Here is a 16264-nt window from a genome sequence, read left to right as displayed (position 1 = left end):
GCAGGTGGAAGCAAATTTTGCTTCCACCTTTTCAGGTTGCTTCCACCGCAGGGCAAATGCCGATGGACAGGGGGATGCAGGAGGTGGGTGGAAGTGTGGAAGCAAAGTGATGGAAAATTAATTTGGCATTCACACAATAATAACCGTATATTTGTAGCATGGCTGTCTGCCTCCTCTTAAATTCAGATAAAGAGGAGGTAGACAAATGCTTGCTATGAGAAACACATAAATGGTTATAACCAAGTGATGAAACAATTAATTGCATGTTGCGGGTTGGATTGCGAAAATTGCGCCGCCCGTATAGCCACTGTCAATAATGACGATGAGCTGAGAGAGAAAACCGCCAAAGAGTGGAGTGTGCTGAACAATACGCCGGAAATTACGCCGGAAACCATCCATTGTATGGGGTGCCGTGCAGACGGGGTGAAGTTTACCTATTGCAGCGATTATTGTGCTATCCGCAAATGTGTGTACGAAAAAGGTTTCAATACTTGTGGCGACTGTAAGGAACTGGATACTTGCCAGGTGGTAGGTGCGGTTCTTCAGCATGCGCCCGGTGCAAGGGAAAATCTTTATTAACCGTAAAATCTTTGATTAAATAAAATATTGCTTATCTTTGCAGTATGACAAAGACATTTAAATCGGATTTGGTTTTGTAAACAATCTGTGTTCCATGCACAGATTGTCCCTTTCGTTTACTCTCGGATAACTTCTTTCGAGAGTGTTTTTCTATTGTTATAATTCAAGTTTAATCCGCATATTATGCTGAAGGTGTTGTGATACTTTCCGTATATGCAAAATATAGTAAGAAAATGAGTAACGAAAATAAAACTATCCACGATTTCGAATTTAATTTAATCTGTGACTTTTTCTCCAATATGGAACGGCAAGGCCCTGGCAGTCCTGAAGTGACGTTGAAGGCATTGAGCTTTGTAGACGGTCTTACCGATGAATCCCTTATTGCCGATATCGGTTGTGGAACGGGTGGTCAGACAATGGTATTGGCTGGCCATGTTCCGGGACAGATTACCGGAATTGACCTTTTCCCCGGCTTTATTGACATCTTCAACCGTAATGCAAGGCAGTTGGGCTTGCAGGACAGAGTAAAAGGAATTGTCGGTTCAATGGATGCCCTCCCTTTCGGTGAGGAGGAGCTGGATATGATTTGGTGTGAAGGTGCTATCTATAACATCGGCTTTGAACGTGGCTTGAAGGAGTGGCGTAAATATCTGAAACCGGGAGGGTATATTGCCGTATCCGAGAGTTCATGGTTTACGGACGAACGTCCTGCGGAAATCAATGACTTCTGGATGGACGCCTATTCTGAAATGGATACACTTCCCAATCTGGTAGCCAAGTTGTACAAGGCGGGTTATCTCCCTGTTGCTACATTCATTCTGCCGGAGAATTGCTGGACAGAGCATTACTTTGCTTCAAAGGTTGCGGCTCAGGAGATTTTCCGTAAGAAATATGCCGGTAATAAAATTGCCGAAGAGTTCAGCTTACTCCAAATGATTGAGGATGAACTGTACGGCAAGTATAAGGAATTTTACGGTTATGTGTTCTTTATTGCCAAGAAGGTAGGCTGATGACGGACTTCTCTTATTGAGGAATGCGGGTATTCTCAGGACAGAATATCCGCATTTTGGGTTTTGAGTAGATTTTATTGTTTTGAGGATGTACGGAACTTCTGAGGAGGTATTCCCGTATGACGTTTAAAGAATTTGTTGAAGAAGGCCGCATTATTAAAACCTAGACTCACGGCTATATCCTTTATCGGAGTGTTGGCGGTACAAAGTTGTGCTTTGGCATCCATGATGATAGTATTGTTGATGATTTCCATGGCTGTATATCCTGATTCCTTTTTGACAAGGCGGCAAAGAGCTGCCGGTCTCATATTCATTTTCAATGCATAATAGGACACTTGATGCTCCCGGACATAGTCTGTGTGTACCAATCGGATAAAAATGCGGTATTGGTTGAAATGCCTGCTGCCCGGAGTCTCTTTTATTCTAGGGCGTTCCGGACAGAGTTCGGATATACCTTGTAACAGATAGGTCAGTAGAGTTTGCAATGAAACTAGACTTGAGGGGCTTTCTGTTCTTTGGTAGAGGTGTGACAAATAGGTCATGAACTCGGCATAAAGCTGGAAGTCCGTTTTCGATAGAGGAAAAATATAGTGTTTGCCTATAATGTGAAACTTATCCATCATGACCTTGCCGGCCCCTGAACTCTGGATAAGTTGTTGGGAAAATATGACGACATATATTTCAGCATCGTCTGACGTGTGTAGCAATTGTACGAAGGTCTCGGGAGGAATAACTAGGAGGGCGTTAGCTTCAACCCTGAATTGAGTATGGTTTATGATAGTTTTCAGAACTCCTTTGGTGCATAGAGCGAAGATACTGGCCTTGGTGTGGTATGGCTTTTCCACTAGCGGATTCAGTTCATTGGTTGTGATATGATTGCAGGCAATGAACTCGTCATTTATATTGAATTCGGATATATTCATGTTGGAGATTTTAAGACGCAAAAATGGGGGATAATAATGTATAAATGACAGAGGTAACAGTTAAAATCAATATTACGCTCAACTTATCTCTGTTAAATAAGGTAAAGTTGTGAATAATAGAATATATACATATTAAAATGGAATATTGATTTATAAGGGTTTGTTTGTGGCATAAGCATTTTAGCCCGAACTTTGCTCCTTGTATGATAAACCAATTCTGATGAATCCGAATGTTCCTCAAGAAGTACGTATAATAAATGCCATCTCCGAGCAGTTGTTCAACTCATGGCCCGTCAGCATTATTATGATTGATTTGGAAGATTGTATCTGGCGTCTGAATCAGCAGGTGATGAATGAACTCCAATTGAATGAGCATGTGATAGGGCGGCATATCACTGACTTATTGGAAGTGGTATGTGATAAAAAGAATGTGTTGGAAGCCCTTTTGCTGCAACTTCGGGAGAGGGATGTACGGATTATTCCCTTGGATACCAATTGCTTTATACGTGAATTAAAGAGTGGTATCAGTTTTCTGATACAAGGTGCTATGGTGGGAATTCATGAAGATGGACAATTGGTGAGGATTGTACTCTATTTTAGGAATGTGTTGGAAGAACGGACACAGAAGCATTTGCTGAATATTGCGCTGAGCCGCACCCAGATATTTCAATGGTCTTTCGACATGGAACATAATCTGATGATTATAGAACCGCGTTATTTTGAATATTTGGGGATTCCTACGCGTGACTATACGCTGACGCCTGAGGAATTCGCATTTCTGATTCATCCGGACGACCGGAAGGGAGTGTTTGATGCTTTGGCTTTACAGTTGCGTGGTAATTTGTACGAACGCCCAGTGGAATACCGTCTACGGAGGGGAGACGGCAAGTGGGAGTGGTTTGAGGCGCAATCTACCTATGTGGGACAATTGACGGATTTGCCGTTCCGTATCATCGGTATTTGCATGAGTACGCAGAAATACAAGGATACGGAGAATAAATTGAACGAGGCTTTGCAGAAAGCGCAACGTAGCGATGAGTTGAAGAGCGTATTTCTTGCTAATATGAGCCACGAGATACGTACGCCACTAAATGCCATTGTGGGCTTCTCTACACTACTGGCTTGTGGGGATGCCGACTTGTCGCGGCAGGAGATTATGGAATTTACGTCTTTGATTGAAAAGAACAGCCAGTTGTTAATGGTGTTGATTTCAGATATTCTGGATTTGTCCAAGATAGAATCGAACACGATGGAATTCCATTTTGAGAAGGTTTCTTTAAATGGCATATTGGAAAGCATTTACAGTGCGCAGAAGATGAATCTTCGGAAAGGAGTGGAGCTACTGCTAGACCTTCCGGACCGGGCGGCAGTTATCTATACAGATCCTACGCGTTTGGGGCAAGTTGTCAACAATCTTATCAATAATGCGGTGAAGTTCACTGCTGAAGGACGCATAACCATAGGGTATAGGCTGAAGGACTTTGCTACATTGGAAGTCTTTGTGGAAGATACGGGAACTGGCATGTCGGAAGAAGTTCTGGCGCACATTTTTGAACGTTTCTATAAGGGAGATGCTTTTGTGCAGGGCACGGGATTGGGATTGGCCATTTGCAGGACTATCGTTGAAAGGTTTCATGGAAAAATAGAAGTGGCTTCAACTCTTGGCAAGGGGAGCCGCTTTGCAATTGTCCTTCCGCAGGAAATGCGGGAGTAGTGTTCTCTTTCTTGGATATTTGATGTAATTATGTGAGCGTATGATATTGTATAACGTTGAAAATCGCTACCTTTGCAGTCTTGAACGATAAATTCATTGACACTATGATATCTGTAGAAGGACTGAAGGTAGAATTTAATGCCACTCCTCTGTTCGAAGACGTCTCTTATGTTATCAATAAGAAAGACCGTATAGCTCTTGTCGGCAAGAATGGTGCCGGTAAGTCCACCATGCTCAAGATATTGGCTGGCATTCAGCAGCCCACTGCCGGCATTGTTGCCGTTCCTCGCGAATGTACTATCGGGTATTTGCCCCAAGTGATGATACTCAGTGACAAGCGCACCGTAATGCAGGAGGCTGAACTTGCCTTCGAGCATATTTTTGAGATGCAGGCGGGCATCGAACGCATGAATCGGCAACTTGCCGAACGTACCGATTACGACAGCGAGGATTACCAGAAACTGATTGACCGCTTCACTCACGAAAACGAACGTTTTCTGATGATGGGCGGCACCAACTACCGTGCCGAAATAGAGCGCACGCTCCAAGGGCTGGGCTTCAGCCGCGAGGACTTTGACCGCTCTACAAGCGAGTTTTCCGGTGGTTGGCGTATGCGTATAGAGCTTGCCAAGCTGTTGCTTCGCCGTCCGGATGTGTTGCTGCTCGACGAGCCTACCAACCACCTTGACATCGAGAGTATCCAGTGGTTGGAGAACTTCCTTTCCACCCGTGCCAATGCGGTGGTGCTTGTCAGCCACGACCGCGCCTTTTTGAACAATGTCACTACGCGTACCATCGAAATAACTTGTGGACGCATTTACGACTATAAAGTGAAATACGATGAGTTTGTGGTGCTTCGCAAGGAGCGCCGGGAGCAGCAACTACGTGCTTACGAGAATCAGCAGAAGCAGATACAAGATACGGAAGATTTCATCGAACGTTTCCGGTACAAAGCTACCAAGGCTGTGCAAGTGCAGAGCCGCATCAAGCAGCTCGAAAAGATAGAGCGCATCGAAGTGGATGAGGAAGACAACTCCTCTTTGCGCCTGAAGTTTGTTTGCAGTAGCCGTAGCGGTAATTATCCCGTTATCTGCGAGGATATGGAGAAATCCTACGGTGGGCACGTTGTTTTCCACGATGTAAATTTGACTATCAACCGAGGAGAGAAGGTTGCTTTTGTCGGTAAGAACGGCGAAGGTAAGTCTACGCTTGTAAAGTGTATTATGGGTGAGATTACGGATTATACCGGTAAGCTTACACTGGGACATAATGTGCAGATTGGATATTTTGCCCAGAACCAGGCACAGCTTTTGGATGAGAGCCTGACTGTATTCGATACGATTGACCGCGTGGCCGTAGGGGATATCCGCCTCAAAATCCGTGATATTCTAGGTGCTTTCATGTTCGGCGGTGAGGCTTCGGATAAAAAGGTGAAGGTGCTCAGCGGTGGAGAGCGTACCCGGCTTGCCATGATAAAACTGCTGTTGGAGCCGGTGAATTTCCTGATTCTCGACGAACCTACGAATCATCTTGACATGCGTTCCAAAGATGTGTTGAAGGAGGCTATCCGCGATTTTGACGGAACGGTGATAATAGTCAGCCATGACCGTGATTTTCTGGACGGACTTGCGACTAAAGTGTACGAGTTTGGTGGCGGACTGGTGAAGGAACATCTGGGAGGAATTTATGATTTCCTGCAAAAGAAGCAGATAGAGAGCCTGAATGAGTTACAGAAATCCCCTTCACTTTCCGCTTCGCCCACTGCCGGTAAGGCGGCATCGGGAAATGCTGGTGCAGAACCGGTTCAACCCTCGGCAGCCAAACTCTCTTATGAGGAGCAGAAGGAGCTTAATAAGAAGCTCAAGAAACTGGAACGTCGCGTTGCCGATTGTGAAGCGGAGATAGAGCAGACGGAGGCTGCCATTGCCATTCTTGAGGCCAGGATGGCCACACCGGAAGGTGCTTCGGACATGTCGCTTTATGAGCAGCACCAAAAACTGAAAGAGCAGCTTGACCGCGTGATGGAAGAGTGGGACGCGGCTACTGTAGAGTTGGAGAATCACTAACTATTATATTTTATATGTTTATGAAAGCAAATCATTTGTTACCCATTGCAGCATTCTGTCTGATGACGGCTTCCTGCAACACCGGCAAGCAGCAGGCTGAACTTACAGCAGGCATCCAGCTCGCCAATCTTGACACAACGGCTCTACCCGGAACTGACTTTTACCAATACGCATGTGGCGGTTGGATGAAGAACAATCCGATTCCTGCTGAATACTCACAGTACGGTTCTTTTACTATCCTTGCAGAAAACAACCGCAAGCAGATTCAAGGACTGATTGAAGAACTTGCCGCTACCCAGCACGAAGCCGGCAGCGTGGCACAAAAAATCGGTGACTTGTACAAAATCGTAATGGACAGCGTGAAGCTGAACAAAGATGGTGTAGCTCCCATCAAGGCTGAACTCGACCAGCTGGCTGCTTTGAAGGACAAGAAAGAGCTTTATGCCTTGCTGGGCGATATGCAGAAGAAAGGCATCATCGCCTACAACGTGCTGTATGTTGGCGCTGACGAAATGAACAGTAGCATGAATGCTGTACAGACCTATCAGACCGGGCTGAGCATGGGCGAACGTGAATACTATCTGGAGAATGATGAGGCTACTGCCAAAATTCGTGATGCTTTCCGTACACATGTACAGAAGATGTATCAGTTGGCTGGTTTCGACGAGGCTACTGCCAAGAAAGGTATGGAGGTGGTGATGGATGTGGAAACACGTCTTGCCAAGGCTTTCCGCTCTCGTACGGAGTTGCGTGACCCGCATGCCAATTATAACAAGATGAGCATGGAAGAGTTGAAGAAGAATTATCCTACTTTCGATTGGGATGCTTATTTGTCTGCCATGGGCTTGAAGGATGTGAAGGAAATCATCGTAGGCCAGCCCGCTTCACTGAAAGCTGCTGCCGATATTCTGGATACGCTGCCCATTGAACAGCAGAGCCTTTATCTGCAATGGAAATTGATTGATTCTGCCGCAAGCTTGTTGAACGATGCTATGGCAGAACAGAACTTCGACTTCTACAGCCGCACCATGAGCGGTACACAAGAAATGCAGCCTCGCTGGAAGAGAGCGGTAAGCACTGTAAGCGGCGCGCTGGGCGAAGCTGTAGGTCAGATGTACGTGGAAAAATATTTTCCTGCTGCTGCCAAGGAGCGTATGGTGACTTTGGTGAAGAACTTGCAGGAAAGCCTGGGCGAACGTATCCAGAATCTTGCCTGGATGGGTGATTCCACTAAGGTGAAAGCTCTGGAGAAACTGGCTACCTTCCATGTGAAGATTGGTTATCCTGACACTTGGAAAGACTACTCCACACTGGAAATCAAAAACGACTCTTACTGGGCAAACATGGAACGTGCCAACGAGTGGAGCCATGCCGAAATGATAGCCAAGGCCGGCAAGCCGGTGGATAAGGACGAATGGCTGATGACTCCGCAGACCGTCAACGCTTACTATAACCCGACTACGAACGAAATCTGTTTCCCCGCCGGTATCCTGCAATATCCTTTCTTCGATATGAATGCGGATGATGCCTTCAACTATGGTGCCATCGGTGTGGTAATCGGTCATGAGATGACTCACGGATTCGACGACCAGGGTCGCCAGTACGACAAGGACGGTAACCTGAAAGACTGGTGGACTGCTGAAGATGCCAAGAACTTTGACGAGCGTGCTCAGGTGATGGTGAACTTCTTCGATAGCATCGAGGTTGCTCCGGGCGTATATGCCAACGGACGCATGACATTGGGTGAGAATATTGCCGACCACGGTGGTCTGCAGGTTTCTTATCAGGCATTCAAGAAAGCTACGGCTGCCAATCCGCTGCCGGTGCTGGATGGTCTTACTCCCGAACAACGTTTCTTCCTGGCATACGCAGGTGTATGGGCCAATGATATCCGTCCCGAAGAAGTGTTGAACCGCACGAAGAGTGATGTGCACTCATTGGGCGAATGGCGCGTAAACGGTGCATTGCCGCAAATCGGTGCTTGGTATGAGGCATTCAACGTGACAGAAAAAGACCCGATGTTCTTGCCGGTAGAAAAACGTGTATCTATTTGGTAAACCAACAAAATAACCTTTAAAAAAAGGCGGCAGACTGGAAACAGATGCCGCCTTTTTTAATTATACCTAATTTATTGTGTATGAATGTATGTATGAATAAACAAAATTTGTAACTTTGCGCATCAAATACTAATATACGCATACTTTAATACGCAAATCCATGTCTGAAACAAAAAGAATCAAAACAGCTCTGGTATCTGTTTACCATAAGGAAGGTTTGGACGAAATCATTACCAAACTGCATGAAGAAGGTGTAGAGTTCCTCTCAACCGGTGGAACCCGTCAGTTTATAGAATCCCTGGGTTATCCCTGCAAGGCAGTGGAAGACCTCACTACATACCCTTCCATCCTGGGCGGACGCGTGAAGACTTTGCATCCGAAGGTTTTTGGAGGTATTCTTTGCCGCCGCGGATTGGAGCAAGACATGCAACAGATTGAAAAATATGAAATCCCCGAAATAGACCTCGTCATTGTTGACCTCTATCCGTTTGAGGCTACCGTTGCCAGTGGTGCCGAAGAACCTGCCATCATCGAAAAGATTGACATAGGCGGTATCTCTCTGATTCGTGCCGCAGCCAAGAACTATAACGACGTGGTTATCATCGCTTCGCAAGCACAATATCAGCCGTTCCGCGACATGCTGATGGAACACGGAGCCACTACTACCATCGAAGAACGCCGTTGGTTTGCCAAAGAGGCGTTCGGAGTGTCTTCACACTATGATTCTGCCATCTTCAACTATTTCGATGGCGAGGAAGGTTCCGCTTTCCGTTGCTCTGCCAACAGCCAGAAGACTTTACGCTATGGCGAGAATCCGCATCAGAAAGGTTATTTCTATGGCAATATTGATGCTATGTTCGACCAGATTCACGGTAAGGAAATCTCTTATAACAACCTGCTCGACATCAATGCTGCCGTTGACTTGATTGACGAATTCAAGGATACGACTTTCGCTATCCTGAAGCATAATAATGCTTGTGGACTGGCTTCACGTCCCACTGTGCTCGAAGCATGGAACGATGCGCTTGCCGGTGACCCGGTATCCGCTTTTGGTGGTGTGCTCATCACTAATGCCGTGATTGACAAGGCTGCTGCCGAAGAAATCAATAAAATTTTCTTTGAGGTGATTATCGCTCCCGATTATGATGTGGATGCGTTGGAAATCCTCGGTCAGAAGAAGAACCGTATTATCCTGGTCCGCAAGCCGGCAGCTCTGCCTAAGAAGCAGTTCCGTTCTTTGCTGAATGGCGTATTGGTTCAGGACCGCGACCTTAAGGTGGAAACTCCTGAAGAATTGAAGACTGTAACTACGAAGGCTCCCACTGCACAGGAAATTGAGGATATGCTCTTTGCAAACAAGATTGTGAAGAACAGTAAGTCGAATGCCATTGTGCTGGCAAAAGGAAAGCAGTTGTTGGCAAGTGGTGTAGGTCAGACCAGCCGTGTGGATGCTTTGAAGCAGGCTATCGAGAAAGCCAAAAACTTCGGTTTCGACTTGAATGGCGCTGTAATGGCAAGTGACGCATTCTTCCCTTTCCCCGACTGCGTGGAAATTGCCGGCAATGAAGGCGTAACAGCCGTCATCCAGCCGGGTGGAAGTATCAAGGATGAACTCTCGTTTGAATATTGCAACGAGCATGGCATTGCCATGGTAACTACTGGGTTCCGTCACTTTAAACACTAATTCGGATTTACGATTTGACGATTTACGATTTACGATTGAAGTTACATCGTAAGTCTGAATCTCAAATTGTAAACAAGAGGAATATCAATCGTAAATCGTAAATAGTTAAATCGTAAATATTAATGGGATTATTCTCCTTTACACAAGAAATAGCGATGGACCTTGGCACAGCCAATACCATCATCACCACGAATGGCAAGATTGTGGTGGATGAGCCTTCGGTGGTGGCTTTGGACCGTCGTACCGATAAGATGATTGCCGTGGGTGACAAGGCAAAGATGATGCACGAAAAGACCCACGAAAACATACGAACCATCCGTCCGTTGCGCGATGGTGTGATTGCCGACTTCTATGCCTGCGAGCAGATGATACGCGGACTTATCAAGATGGTGAACAACCGTAACCGTCTTTTCTCTCCGTCACTCCGCATGGTGATTGGTGTTCCTTCGGGCAGTACCGAAGTGGAGCTGCGTGCCGTGCGCGACTCTGCCGAGCATGCCGGCGGGCGCGACGTTTATCTGATTTTCGAGCCGATGGCTGCTGCCATCGGTATCGGTATCGATGTAGAGGCTCCCGAAGGCAACATGATTGTTGACATAGGTGGTGGTTCTACGGAAATTGCCGTTATCTCTTTGGGAGGTATCGTAAGCAACAACTCCATCCGTATTGCCGGTGACGACCTGACTGCCGATATTCAGGAATATATGAGCCGCCAGCACAACGTGAAGGTCAGCGAGCGTATGGCTGAGCGTATTAAGATTAATGTGGGTGCTGCCTTGACGGAACTTGGTGAGGATGCTCCCGAAGATTATATCGTTCATGGTCCGAACCGCATTACGGCATTGCCTATGGAAGTGCCGGTATGCTATCAAGAAGTGGCGCACTGTCTGGAGAAGTCTATCTCTAAGATTGAGACAGCCATCTTGAGCGCATTGGAAAATACGCCTCCCGAATTGTATGCCGACATCGTTCACAACGGTATCTACCTTGCCGGTGGCGGTGCATTGCTTCGTGGACTGGATAAGCGTCTGACTGATAAAATAAACATACCGTTCCACATTGCGGAAGACCCCTTGCATGCCGTTGCCAAAGGTACGGGCGTGGCATTGAAGAACGTTGACCGCTTCTCATTCTTGATGCGGTAATGCGGAATTTATTAAACTTTCTCATTAAATATAATTACTGGTTCCTCTTTCTTCTGTTAGAGGTTGCCAGTTTTATTTTATTATTTCGCTTTAATCATTACCAGCAGAGTGTGTATTTCACCTCTGCCAATGGCGTGGCGGGGAAGGTTTATGAAATATCGGGTGGCATCACTTCTTATTTCCATCTGAAGACGGCCAATGAGGACCTGCTCGACCGTAATATGTGGTTGGAGCAGCGGCTTTCCTTTCTGGAAAATGTCTTGAAGGAGAAAGGATTGGACTCCGCCAGGTTGTACAGCATGGAACGGCTTGCTCCTACGGAGTATCAGATATTCAAGGCGAATGTCATAAAGAACAGCTTGAACAAGGCTGACAATTATATCACTTTAGACCGTGGAACAACAGAAGGTATCCGTCCTGAGATGGGAGTTGTAGATGCCAATGGCGTGGTGGGTATTGTGTATAAGACCTCTCCCCATTACTCGTTGGTCATTCCGTTGCTGAACAGCAAGTCAAGCATCAGCTGTAAGATTGTGGGCAGTGATTATTTCGGTTATCTGAAGTGGGAGGGAGGTGACTCCCGTTTTGCCTATCTGAAGGATTTGCCCCGGCATGCCGAATTCAATCTGGGAGATACAGTAGTGACCAGCGGCTATTCCACCGTGTTTCCCGAAGGTGTCATGGTGGGGACAGTGGATGACATGTCTGACTCGCACGACGGACTTTCGTATCTGTTGAAGATAAAGCTGGCTACGGACTTTGGAAAGGTGAGCAATGTGCGCGTCATTTCCCGCAACGGGCAGGATGAACAAAAGGCATTGGAGTCGAGGGCGGACGAGAAGTGACTAAGAAATTAGGGATTAGGGGTTAAGGATTAGGGATTAATCATCTTTATATCTTATAACTTATACACTCAATAACTTGTAACTCGTAACTTATAACTCATTAGCGTTGTTAATTAATTATCTGCATAAAATAGGATGGTTCATAGGCTTGGTACTGTTGCAGGTGCTGATATTGAACAATGTGCATATTGCAGGATATGCCACTCCATTTCTGTATATCTACTTGATACTGAAGTTTGAGTCGGACACTCCCCGCAATGCGTTGATGTTGTGGGCATTCTTTTTAGGGCTGGCTGTCGACGTCTTTTCCGACACACCGGGGATGAACGCTGCCGCTACGGTGTTGCTGGCTTTCTTGCGCCCCACTTTCCTGCGGCTGTTCGTGCCTCGTGACACGCTGGATACACTGGTTCCGGCCATCCGTACAATGGGGATTCTTCCTTTCCTGAAATATCTGGTTGTGAGTGTGCTGATACATCACGGCTTGTTGCTTACCCTCGAATTCTTCTCTTTTGCCCATATTGGTACGCTGTTGTTGAGAATTGCGGCAAGTACCCTGCTTACTGTGACCTGCATTATGGCTGTTGAGGGAATAAGAAAGAAAGGATAAAGGGATTAAGGATTAGGAATTGATGAAAGACTATACACTGGAAAAGCGGAAATATGTAATTGGAGCGGCGGCTATTGTCATCGTTCTTATTTACGTGTTCCGGCTGTTCGACCTGCAAATCATGACTGATGACTACAAGAAGAACGCGGACAGTAACGCTTTTCTGAACAAGATACAATATCCATCACGGGGGGCTATCTACGACCGTAACGGTAAGTTGCTCGTGTTTAACCAGCCTGCCTATGATATTACGTTTGTGCCTCGGGAGGTGACGCAGCTGGATACACTCGACCTTTGCAGCGCCTTGAACATTACCCGTGAACAGTTTGACAAACGGATGAAGGACGTCAAGAACCGCTGGATGAACCCCGGTTATTCCAAATACACCCATCAGGTGTTCATGACGCAGCTTTCTGCCGAAGAGTGCGGTGTGTTTCAGGAGAAGCTGTTCAAATTTCCAGGTTTCTATATTCAGCGGCGTACTATCCGCCAATATACCTATAACTCTGCCGGCCATTTGCTGGGAGACATCGGCGAAGTGTCCAAGAAAGACATTGAGAACGATGACTATTATATTCGCGGAGACTATATAGGCAAGCAAGGCATCGAGAAATCCTATGAAAAGTATCTGCGTGGAGAGAAGGGGGTGGAGATTCTGCTTCGTGACGCTCACGGGCGTATCCAGGGACACTACATGGACGGACAGTTGGACCGTTCCTCCGTACCCGGCAAGAACCTGACGTTGGGCATCGACATTGACCTTCAGATGTTGGGAGAACGACTGCTTCAACACAAAATCGGTGCCATTGTGGCCATCGAACCGGCTACGGGTGAGATTCTATGTATGGTTTCCTCGCCTACCTTTGACCCTCATCTGATGATAGGGCGCCAGCGGGGAAAGAACCACCGCCTGTTGCAGATGGACAAGCGGAAGCCTTTGTTGAACCGTGCCATCATGGGAGCTTATCCGCCGGGCTCCACCTTCAAGACGGCGCAGGCACTGACTTTCCTTCAAGAAGAGATTATCCACGAAGATTATCCGACTTTCCCTTGTGCGCATGGTTTCAATCATAAAGGCCTTCATGTGGGATGTCACGGACATGGTTCGCCTCTGTCGCTGATTCCTGCCATCGCGACCTCTTGTAATTCCTATTTCTGTTGGGGATTGTATCGCATGTTCGGTGATAAAAAATACGGTTCGCCGCAGAATGCCATTACCGTATGGAAAGACCACATGGTATCGCAGGGCTTCGGCTATCGGCTCGGTACCGACCTCCCCGGCGAACAGCGTGGACTGATACCGAATGCCAAGTTCTACGACAAGCCCTATCGGGGTTCGTGGAATGGTCTGACGGTGATTAGTATCTCCATCGGGCAGGGAGAGATTCTTGCCACCCCGTTGCAGATAGCCAATCTGGGTGCCACCATTGCCAACCGGGGGCATTTCATTACTCCGCACATCGTGAAGGAGATAGAAGACAATGAACTGGACAGCATCTATCGCAATCCCCGTTATCCCACCATCGACCGCGAATATTATGAAATGGTGGTGAAAGGTATGCGTGCCGCCGTAGACGGAAGTACGGGTAGCGCCACTTGCCGCATGGCGGGAGCCATCCTGCCGGGTGTGGAGGTCTGCGGAAAGACGGGCACGGCACAGAACCGCGGCAAGGACCATTCTGTCTTTATGGGCTTTGCTCCGATGGACAACCCTAAGATAGCCATTGCCGTCTATGTGGAGAACGGTGGTTTCGGTGCCACGTATGGCGTACCTATCGGTGCCATGATGATGGACCAGTACCTGCATGGAAAGCTGTCGCCCGAGAATGAGATACGGGCGGAAGAATTCAGTAACCGGGTGATACTTTACGGAGATGAGGAGAGATGATGATTAGGGATTAAGGATTAGGGGTTAGGGATGAACGGTGAGTGACTTCAATAGTAAATAGTAAATCGTAAAATCGTAAATAAATTGGTGACAAGGAGAGATAGCATATGGAAATCATTGGACTGGGTGACGATTGTCGTTTACCTGCTGCTGATTGTATTCGGCTGGTTCAGTGTCTGTGGGGCGAGTTATGATTATGGTGACCGTGACTTTCTGGACTTCTCTACGCGTGCCGGCAAGCAGTTTGTCTGGATTATATGTTCCTTCGGGCTGGGGTTTGTGCTGCTGATGCTGGACGATTCCCTCTATGACATGTTCTCCTACCTTATATATATAGGGCTGATGCTGTTGCTGATTGTCACGATATTCATTGCGCCCGACACAAAAGGGTCGCGGTCGTGGCTCATTCTGGGGCCGGTCAGTTTGCAGCCGGCGGAGTTTGCCAAGTTTGCCACGGCGCTGGCGCTTGCCAAGTATATGAGCGCCTACTCGTTTACGATGAAGAATTGGAAAAGCTCCCTTATGCTGGCTTTCTTGATTCTTTTCCCCATGTTGCTGATTATCCTACAGCGGGAGACGGGTTCGGCATTGGTGTACTCTGCATTTTTCCTGATGCTTTATCGGGAGGGAATGCCGGGCGTGGTACTGTTCTCGGGTATATGTGCAGTGGCCTACTTTGTGGTGGGCATCCGTTTTGATGCGGTGATGATTGCCGATACACCGACGCCTATCGGAGAATTTGCCGTGCTGCTGATGGTACTGCTCTTTGCCGGAGGCATGGTGTGGGTCTATAAAAAGCGCTGGGAGCCCACGCGGAATATTATCGGCGGTTCGCTGGGAGTGCTGCTCGTGGCTTATCTGATTTCGGAATACGTAGTACCCTTCAACTTGGTGTGGGTGCAGTGGGGGCTTTGTGCACTTGTTATCGGGTATCTTGTCTTTCTTTCTTTAAGCGAGCGCCATTTATCTTATTTTCTGATTGGGCTGTTTGCTTTGGGTTCGATAGGTTTCCTCTACTCCAGCGACTACTTCTTCAATAAAGTGCTGGAGCCCCATCAACAGATACGTATCAAGGTGGTGCTCGGTATGGAAGAGGACCTTGCTGGTGCCGGCTATAACGTGAACCAGTCGAAGATAGCCATCGGCTCCGGGGGGCTGACCGGCAAAGGTTTCTTGAATGGTACGCAGACAAAGCTGAAGTATGTGCCGGAGCAAGATACGGACTTCATTTTTTGCACCGTGGGTGAGGAGGAAGGATTCGTAGGGTCTACGGCTGTACTGTTACTGTTCCTTATTCTTATTTTACGGCTGATTGTCGTGGCCGAGCGGCAGCAATCTCCCTTTGGCCGGGTGTATGGTTATTCTGTGCTTAGTATATTCTTGTTCCATCTATTCATCAATATAGGCATGGTGCTGGGGCTGACCCCCGTCATCGGTATCCCGTTGCCTTTCTTCAGTTACGGAGGTTCTTCTCTCTGGGGATTCACAATCTTGCTGTTTATCTTTCTGCGGATTGATGCGGGACGTAATCGTCGAATTTAGTTATGACCGTTTCCTTGTGGGACATACGAATGGACTTGATTATCATTACATTGCATTTACACATTGTTTACATCGTAATGTAACGGCCATTACACCGCATTGTAACGTCCTTTACGCTGTATCGTAACGACTTTTACGCTATATTGTAACGCCCTTTACATGCTGGTGTAACGGTCGTTACATCCTGGCGTAAAAGACGTA

Annotated in this window: 12 protein-coding genes; 11 read left to right on the top strand and 1 reads right to left on the bottom strand. The window is 47.1% G+C overall.

What is annotated here, in order from left to right; genetic code table 11:
- Positions 1 to 246: 246 nt before the first annotated feature.
- Together DW947_RS18790 and DW947_RS18785 are read left to right on the top strand one after the other, a co-directional pair.
- Complete coding sequence (locus DW947_RS18790; RefSeq protein WP_117963528.1) at positions 247 to 579, top strand: DUF3795 domain-containing protein; 333 nt, start codon at positions 247 to 249, stop codon at positions 577 to 579.
- A 233-nt stretch (positions 580 to 812) separates the two neighbouring features.
- Positions 813 to 1589, top strand: coding sequence for a class I SAM-dependent methyltransferase (locus DW947_RS18785; RefSeq protein ID WP_165859478.1), 777 nt, complete (start codon positions 813 to 815; stop codon positions 1587 to 1589).
- Positions 1590 to 1663: 74 nt separating this feature from the next.
- On the opposite strand, the gene DW947_RS18780 is transcribed toward DW947_RS18785, so the two are convergent.
- On the bottom strand, positions 1664 to 2512 hold the full coding sequence (locus DW947_RS18780; protein WP_117963527.1) for a helix-turn-helix domain-containing protein: 849 nt from the start codon (positions 2510 to 2512) through the stop codon (positions 1664 to 1666).
- A gap of 220 nt (positions 2513 to 2732) precedes the next feature.
- On the opposite strand from DW947_RS18780, the gene DW947_RS18775 reads away from it, so the two are divergent.
- From DW947_RS18775 to rodA, 9 genes are all read left to right on the top strand, one after another.
- Positions 2733 to 4226 (top strand): ATP-binding protein, encoded by a 1494-nt coding sequence (locus DW947_RS18775; RefSeq protein ID WP_044468188.1) that lies wholly within the window; start codon positions 2733 to 2735, stop codon positions 4224 to 4226.
- A gap of 104 nt (positions 4227 to 4330) precedes the next feature.
- Positions 4331 to 6292: a ribosomal protection-like ABC-F family protein gene (gene abc-f / locus DW947_RS18770; protein WP_035450317.1), complete on the top strand. Its 1962-nt coding sequence runs from the start codon at positions 4331 to 4333 to the stop codon at positions 6290 to 6292.
- 20 nt (positions 6293 to 6312) lie between these two features.
- Positions 6313 to 8349, top strand: coding sequence for a M13 family metallopeptidase (locus DW947_RS18765; RefSeq protein ID WP_009037259.1), 2037 nt, complete (start codon positions 6313 to 6315; stop codon positions 8347 to 8349).
- A gap of 160 nt (positions 8350 to 8509) precedes the next feature.
- Positions 8510 to 10033, top strand: coding sequence for a bifunctional phosphoribosylaminoimidazolecarboxamide formyltransferase/IMP cyclohydrolase (gene purH / locus DW947_RS18760; protein WP_009037258.1), 1524 nt, complete (start codon positions 8510 to 8512; stop codon positions 10031 to 10033).
- A 122-nt stretch (positions 10034 to 10155) separates the two neighbouring features.
- Entirely contained in the window at positions 10156 to 11178 is a 1023-nt protein-coding gene (locus tag DW947_RS18755; protein ID WP_005828544.1) for a rod shape-determining protein, read from the top strand.
- Positions 11178 to 12023 (top strand): rod shape-determining protein MreC, encoded by an 846-nt coding sequence (gene mreC, locus DW947_RS18750; RefSeq protein WP_117878721.1) that lies wholly within the window; start codon positions 11178 to 11180, stop codon positions 12021 to 12023. Before DW947_RS18755 ends, mreC begins: the two co-directional genes overlap by 1 nt.
- A gap of 106 nt (positions 12024 to 12129) precedes the next feature.
- Entirely contained in the window at positions 12130 to 12633 is a 504-nt protein-coding gene (gene mreD, locus DW947_RS18745) for a rod shape-determining protein MreD (protein WP_005828540.1), read from the top strand.
- 19 nt (positions 12634 to 12652) lie between these two features.
- Positions 12653 to 14521 (top strand): penicillin-binding protein 2, encoded by a 1869-nt coding sequence (mrdA, locus tag DW947_RS18740; RefSeq protein WP_034523063.1) that lies wholly within the window; start codon positions 12653 to 12655, stop codon positions 14519 to 14521.
- Positions 14522 to 14605: 84 nt separating this feature from the next.
- The gene (gene rodA / locus DW947_RS18735; protein ID WP_005834947.1) at positions 14606 to 16063 is read left to right on the top strand and encodes a rod shape-determining protein RodA; all 1458 of its coding nucleotides are present in this window, start codon (positions 14606 to 14608) and stop codon (positions 16061 to 16063) included.
- The last annotated feature ends 201 nt before the right edge of the window (positions 16064 to 16264 follow it).

The organism is Bacteroides sp. AM44-19 (assembly GCF_003603395.1).
GTDB classification, from domain to species: domain Bacteria; phylum Bacteroidota; class Bacteroidia; order Bacteroidales; family Bacteroidaceae; genus Bacteroides; species Bacteroides uniformis.
Note: the sequence above shows the minus strand (reverse complement) of the source record. Positions and strands in the feature narration are given on the sequence as shown.

Excerpts from the sequence above, each read along its gene's own strand:
- abc-f (WP_035450317.1), top strand. The coding sequence starts at position 4,331 with ATGATATCTGTAGAAGGACTGAAGGTAGAATTTAATGCCACTCCTCTG.
- DW947_RS18765 (WP_009037259.1), top strand. The coding sequence starts at position 6,313 with ATGAAAGCAAATCATTTGTTACCCATTGCAGCATTCTGTCTGATGACG.
- DW947_RS18755 (WP_005828544.1), top strand. The coding sequence starts at position 10,156 with ATGGGATTATTCTCCTTTACACAAGAAATAGCGATGGACCTTGGCACA.
- DW947_RS18780 (WP_117963527.1), bottom strand. The coding sequence starts at position 2,512 with ATGAATATATCCGAATTCAATATAAATGACGAGTTCATTGCCTGCAAT.
- DW947_RS18785 (WP_165859478.1), top strand. The coding sequence starts at position 813 with ATGAGTAACGAAAATAAAACTATCCACGATTTCGAATTTAATTTAATC.
- DW947_RS18790 (WP_117963528.1), top strand. The coding sequence starts at position 247 with ATGAAACAATTAATTGCATGTTGCGGGTTGGATTGCGAAAATTGCGCC.
- DW947_RS18775 (WP_044468188.1), top strand. The coding sequence starts at position 2,733 with ATGAATCCGAATGTTCCTCAAGAAGTACGTATAATAAATGCCATCTCC.
- mreC (WP_117878721.1), top strand. The coding sequence starts at position 11,178 with ATGCGGAATTTATTAAACTTTCTCATTAAATATAATTACTGGTTCCTC.
- purH (WP_009037258.1), top strand. The coding sequence starts at position 8,510 with ATGTCTGAAACAAAAAGAATCAAAACAGCTCTGGTATCTGTTTACCAT.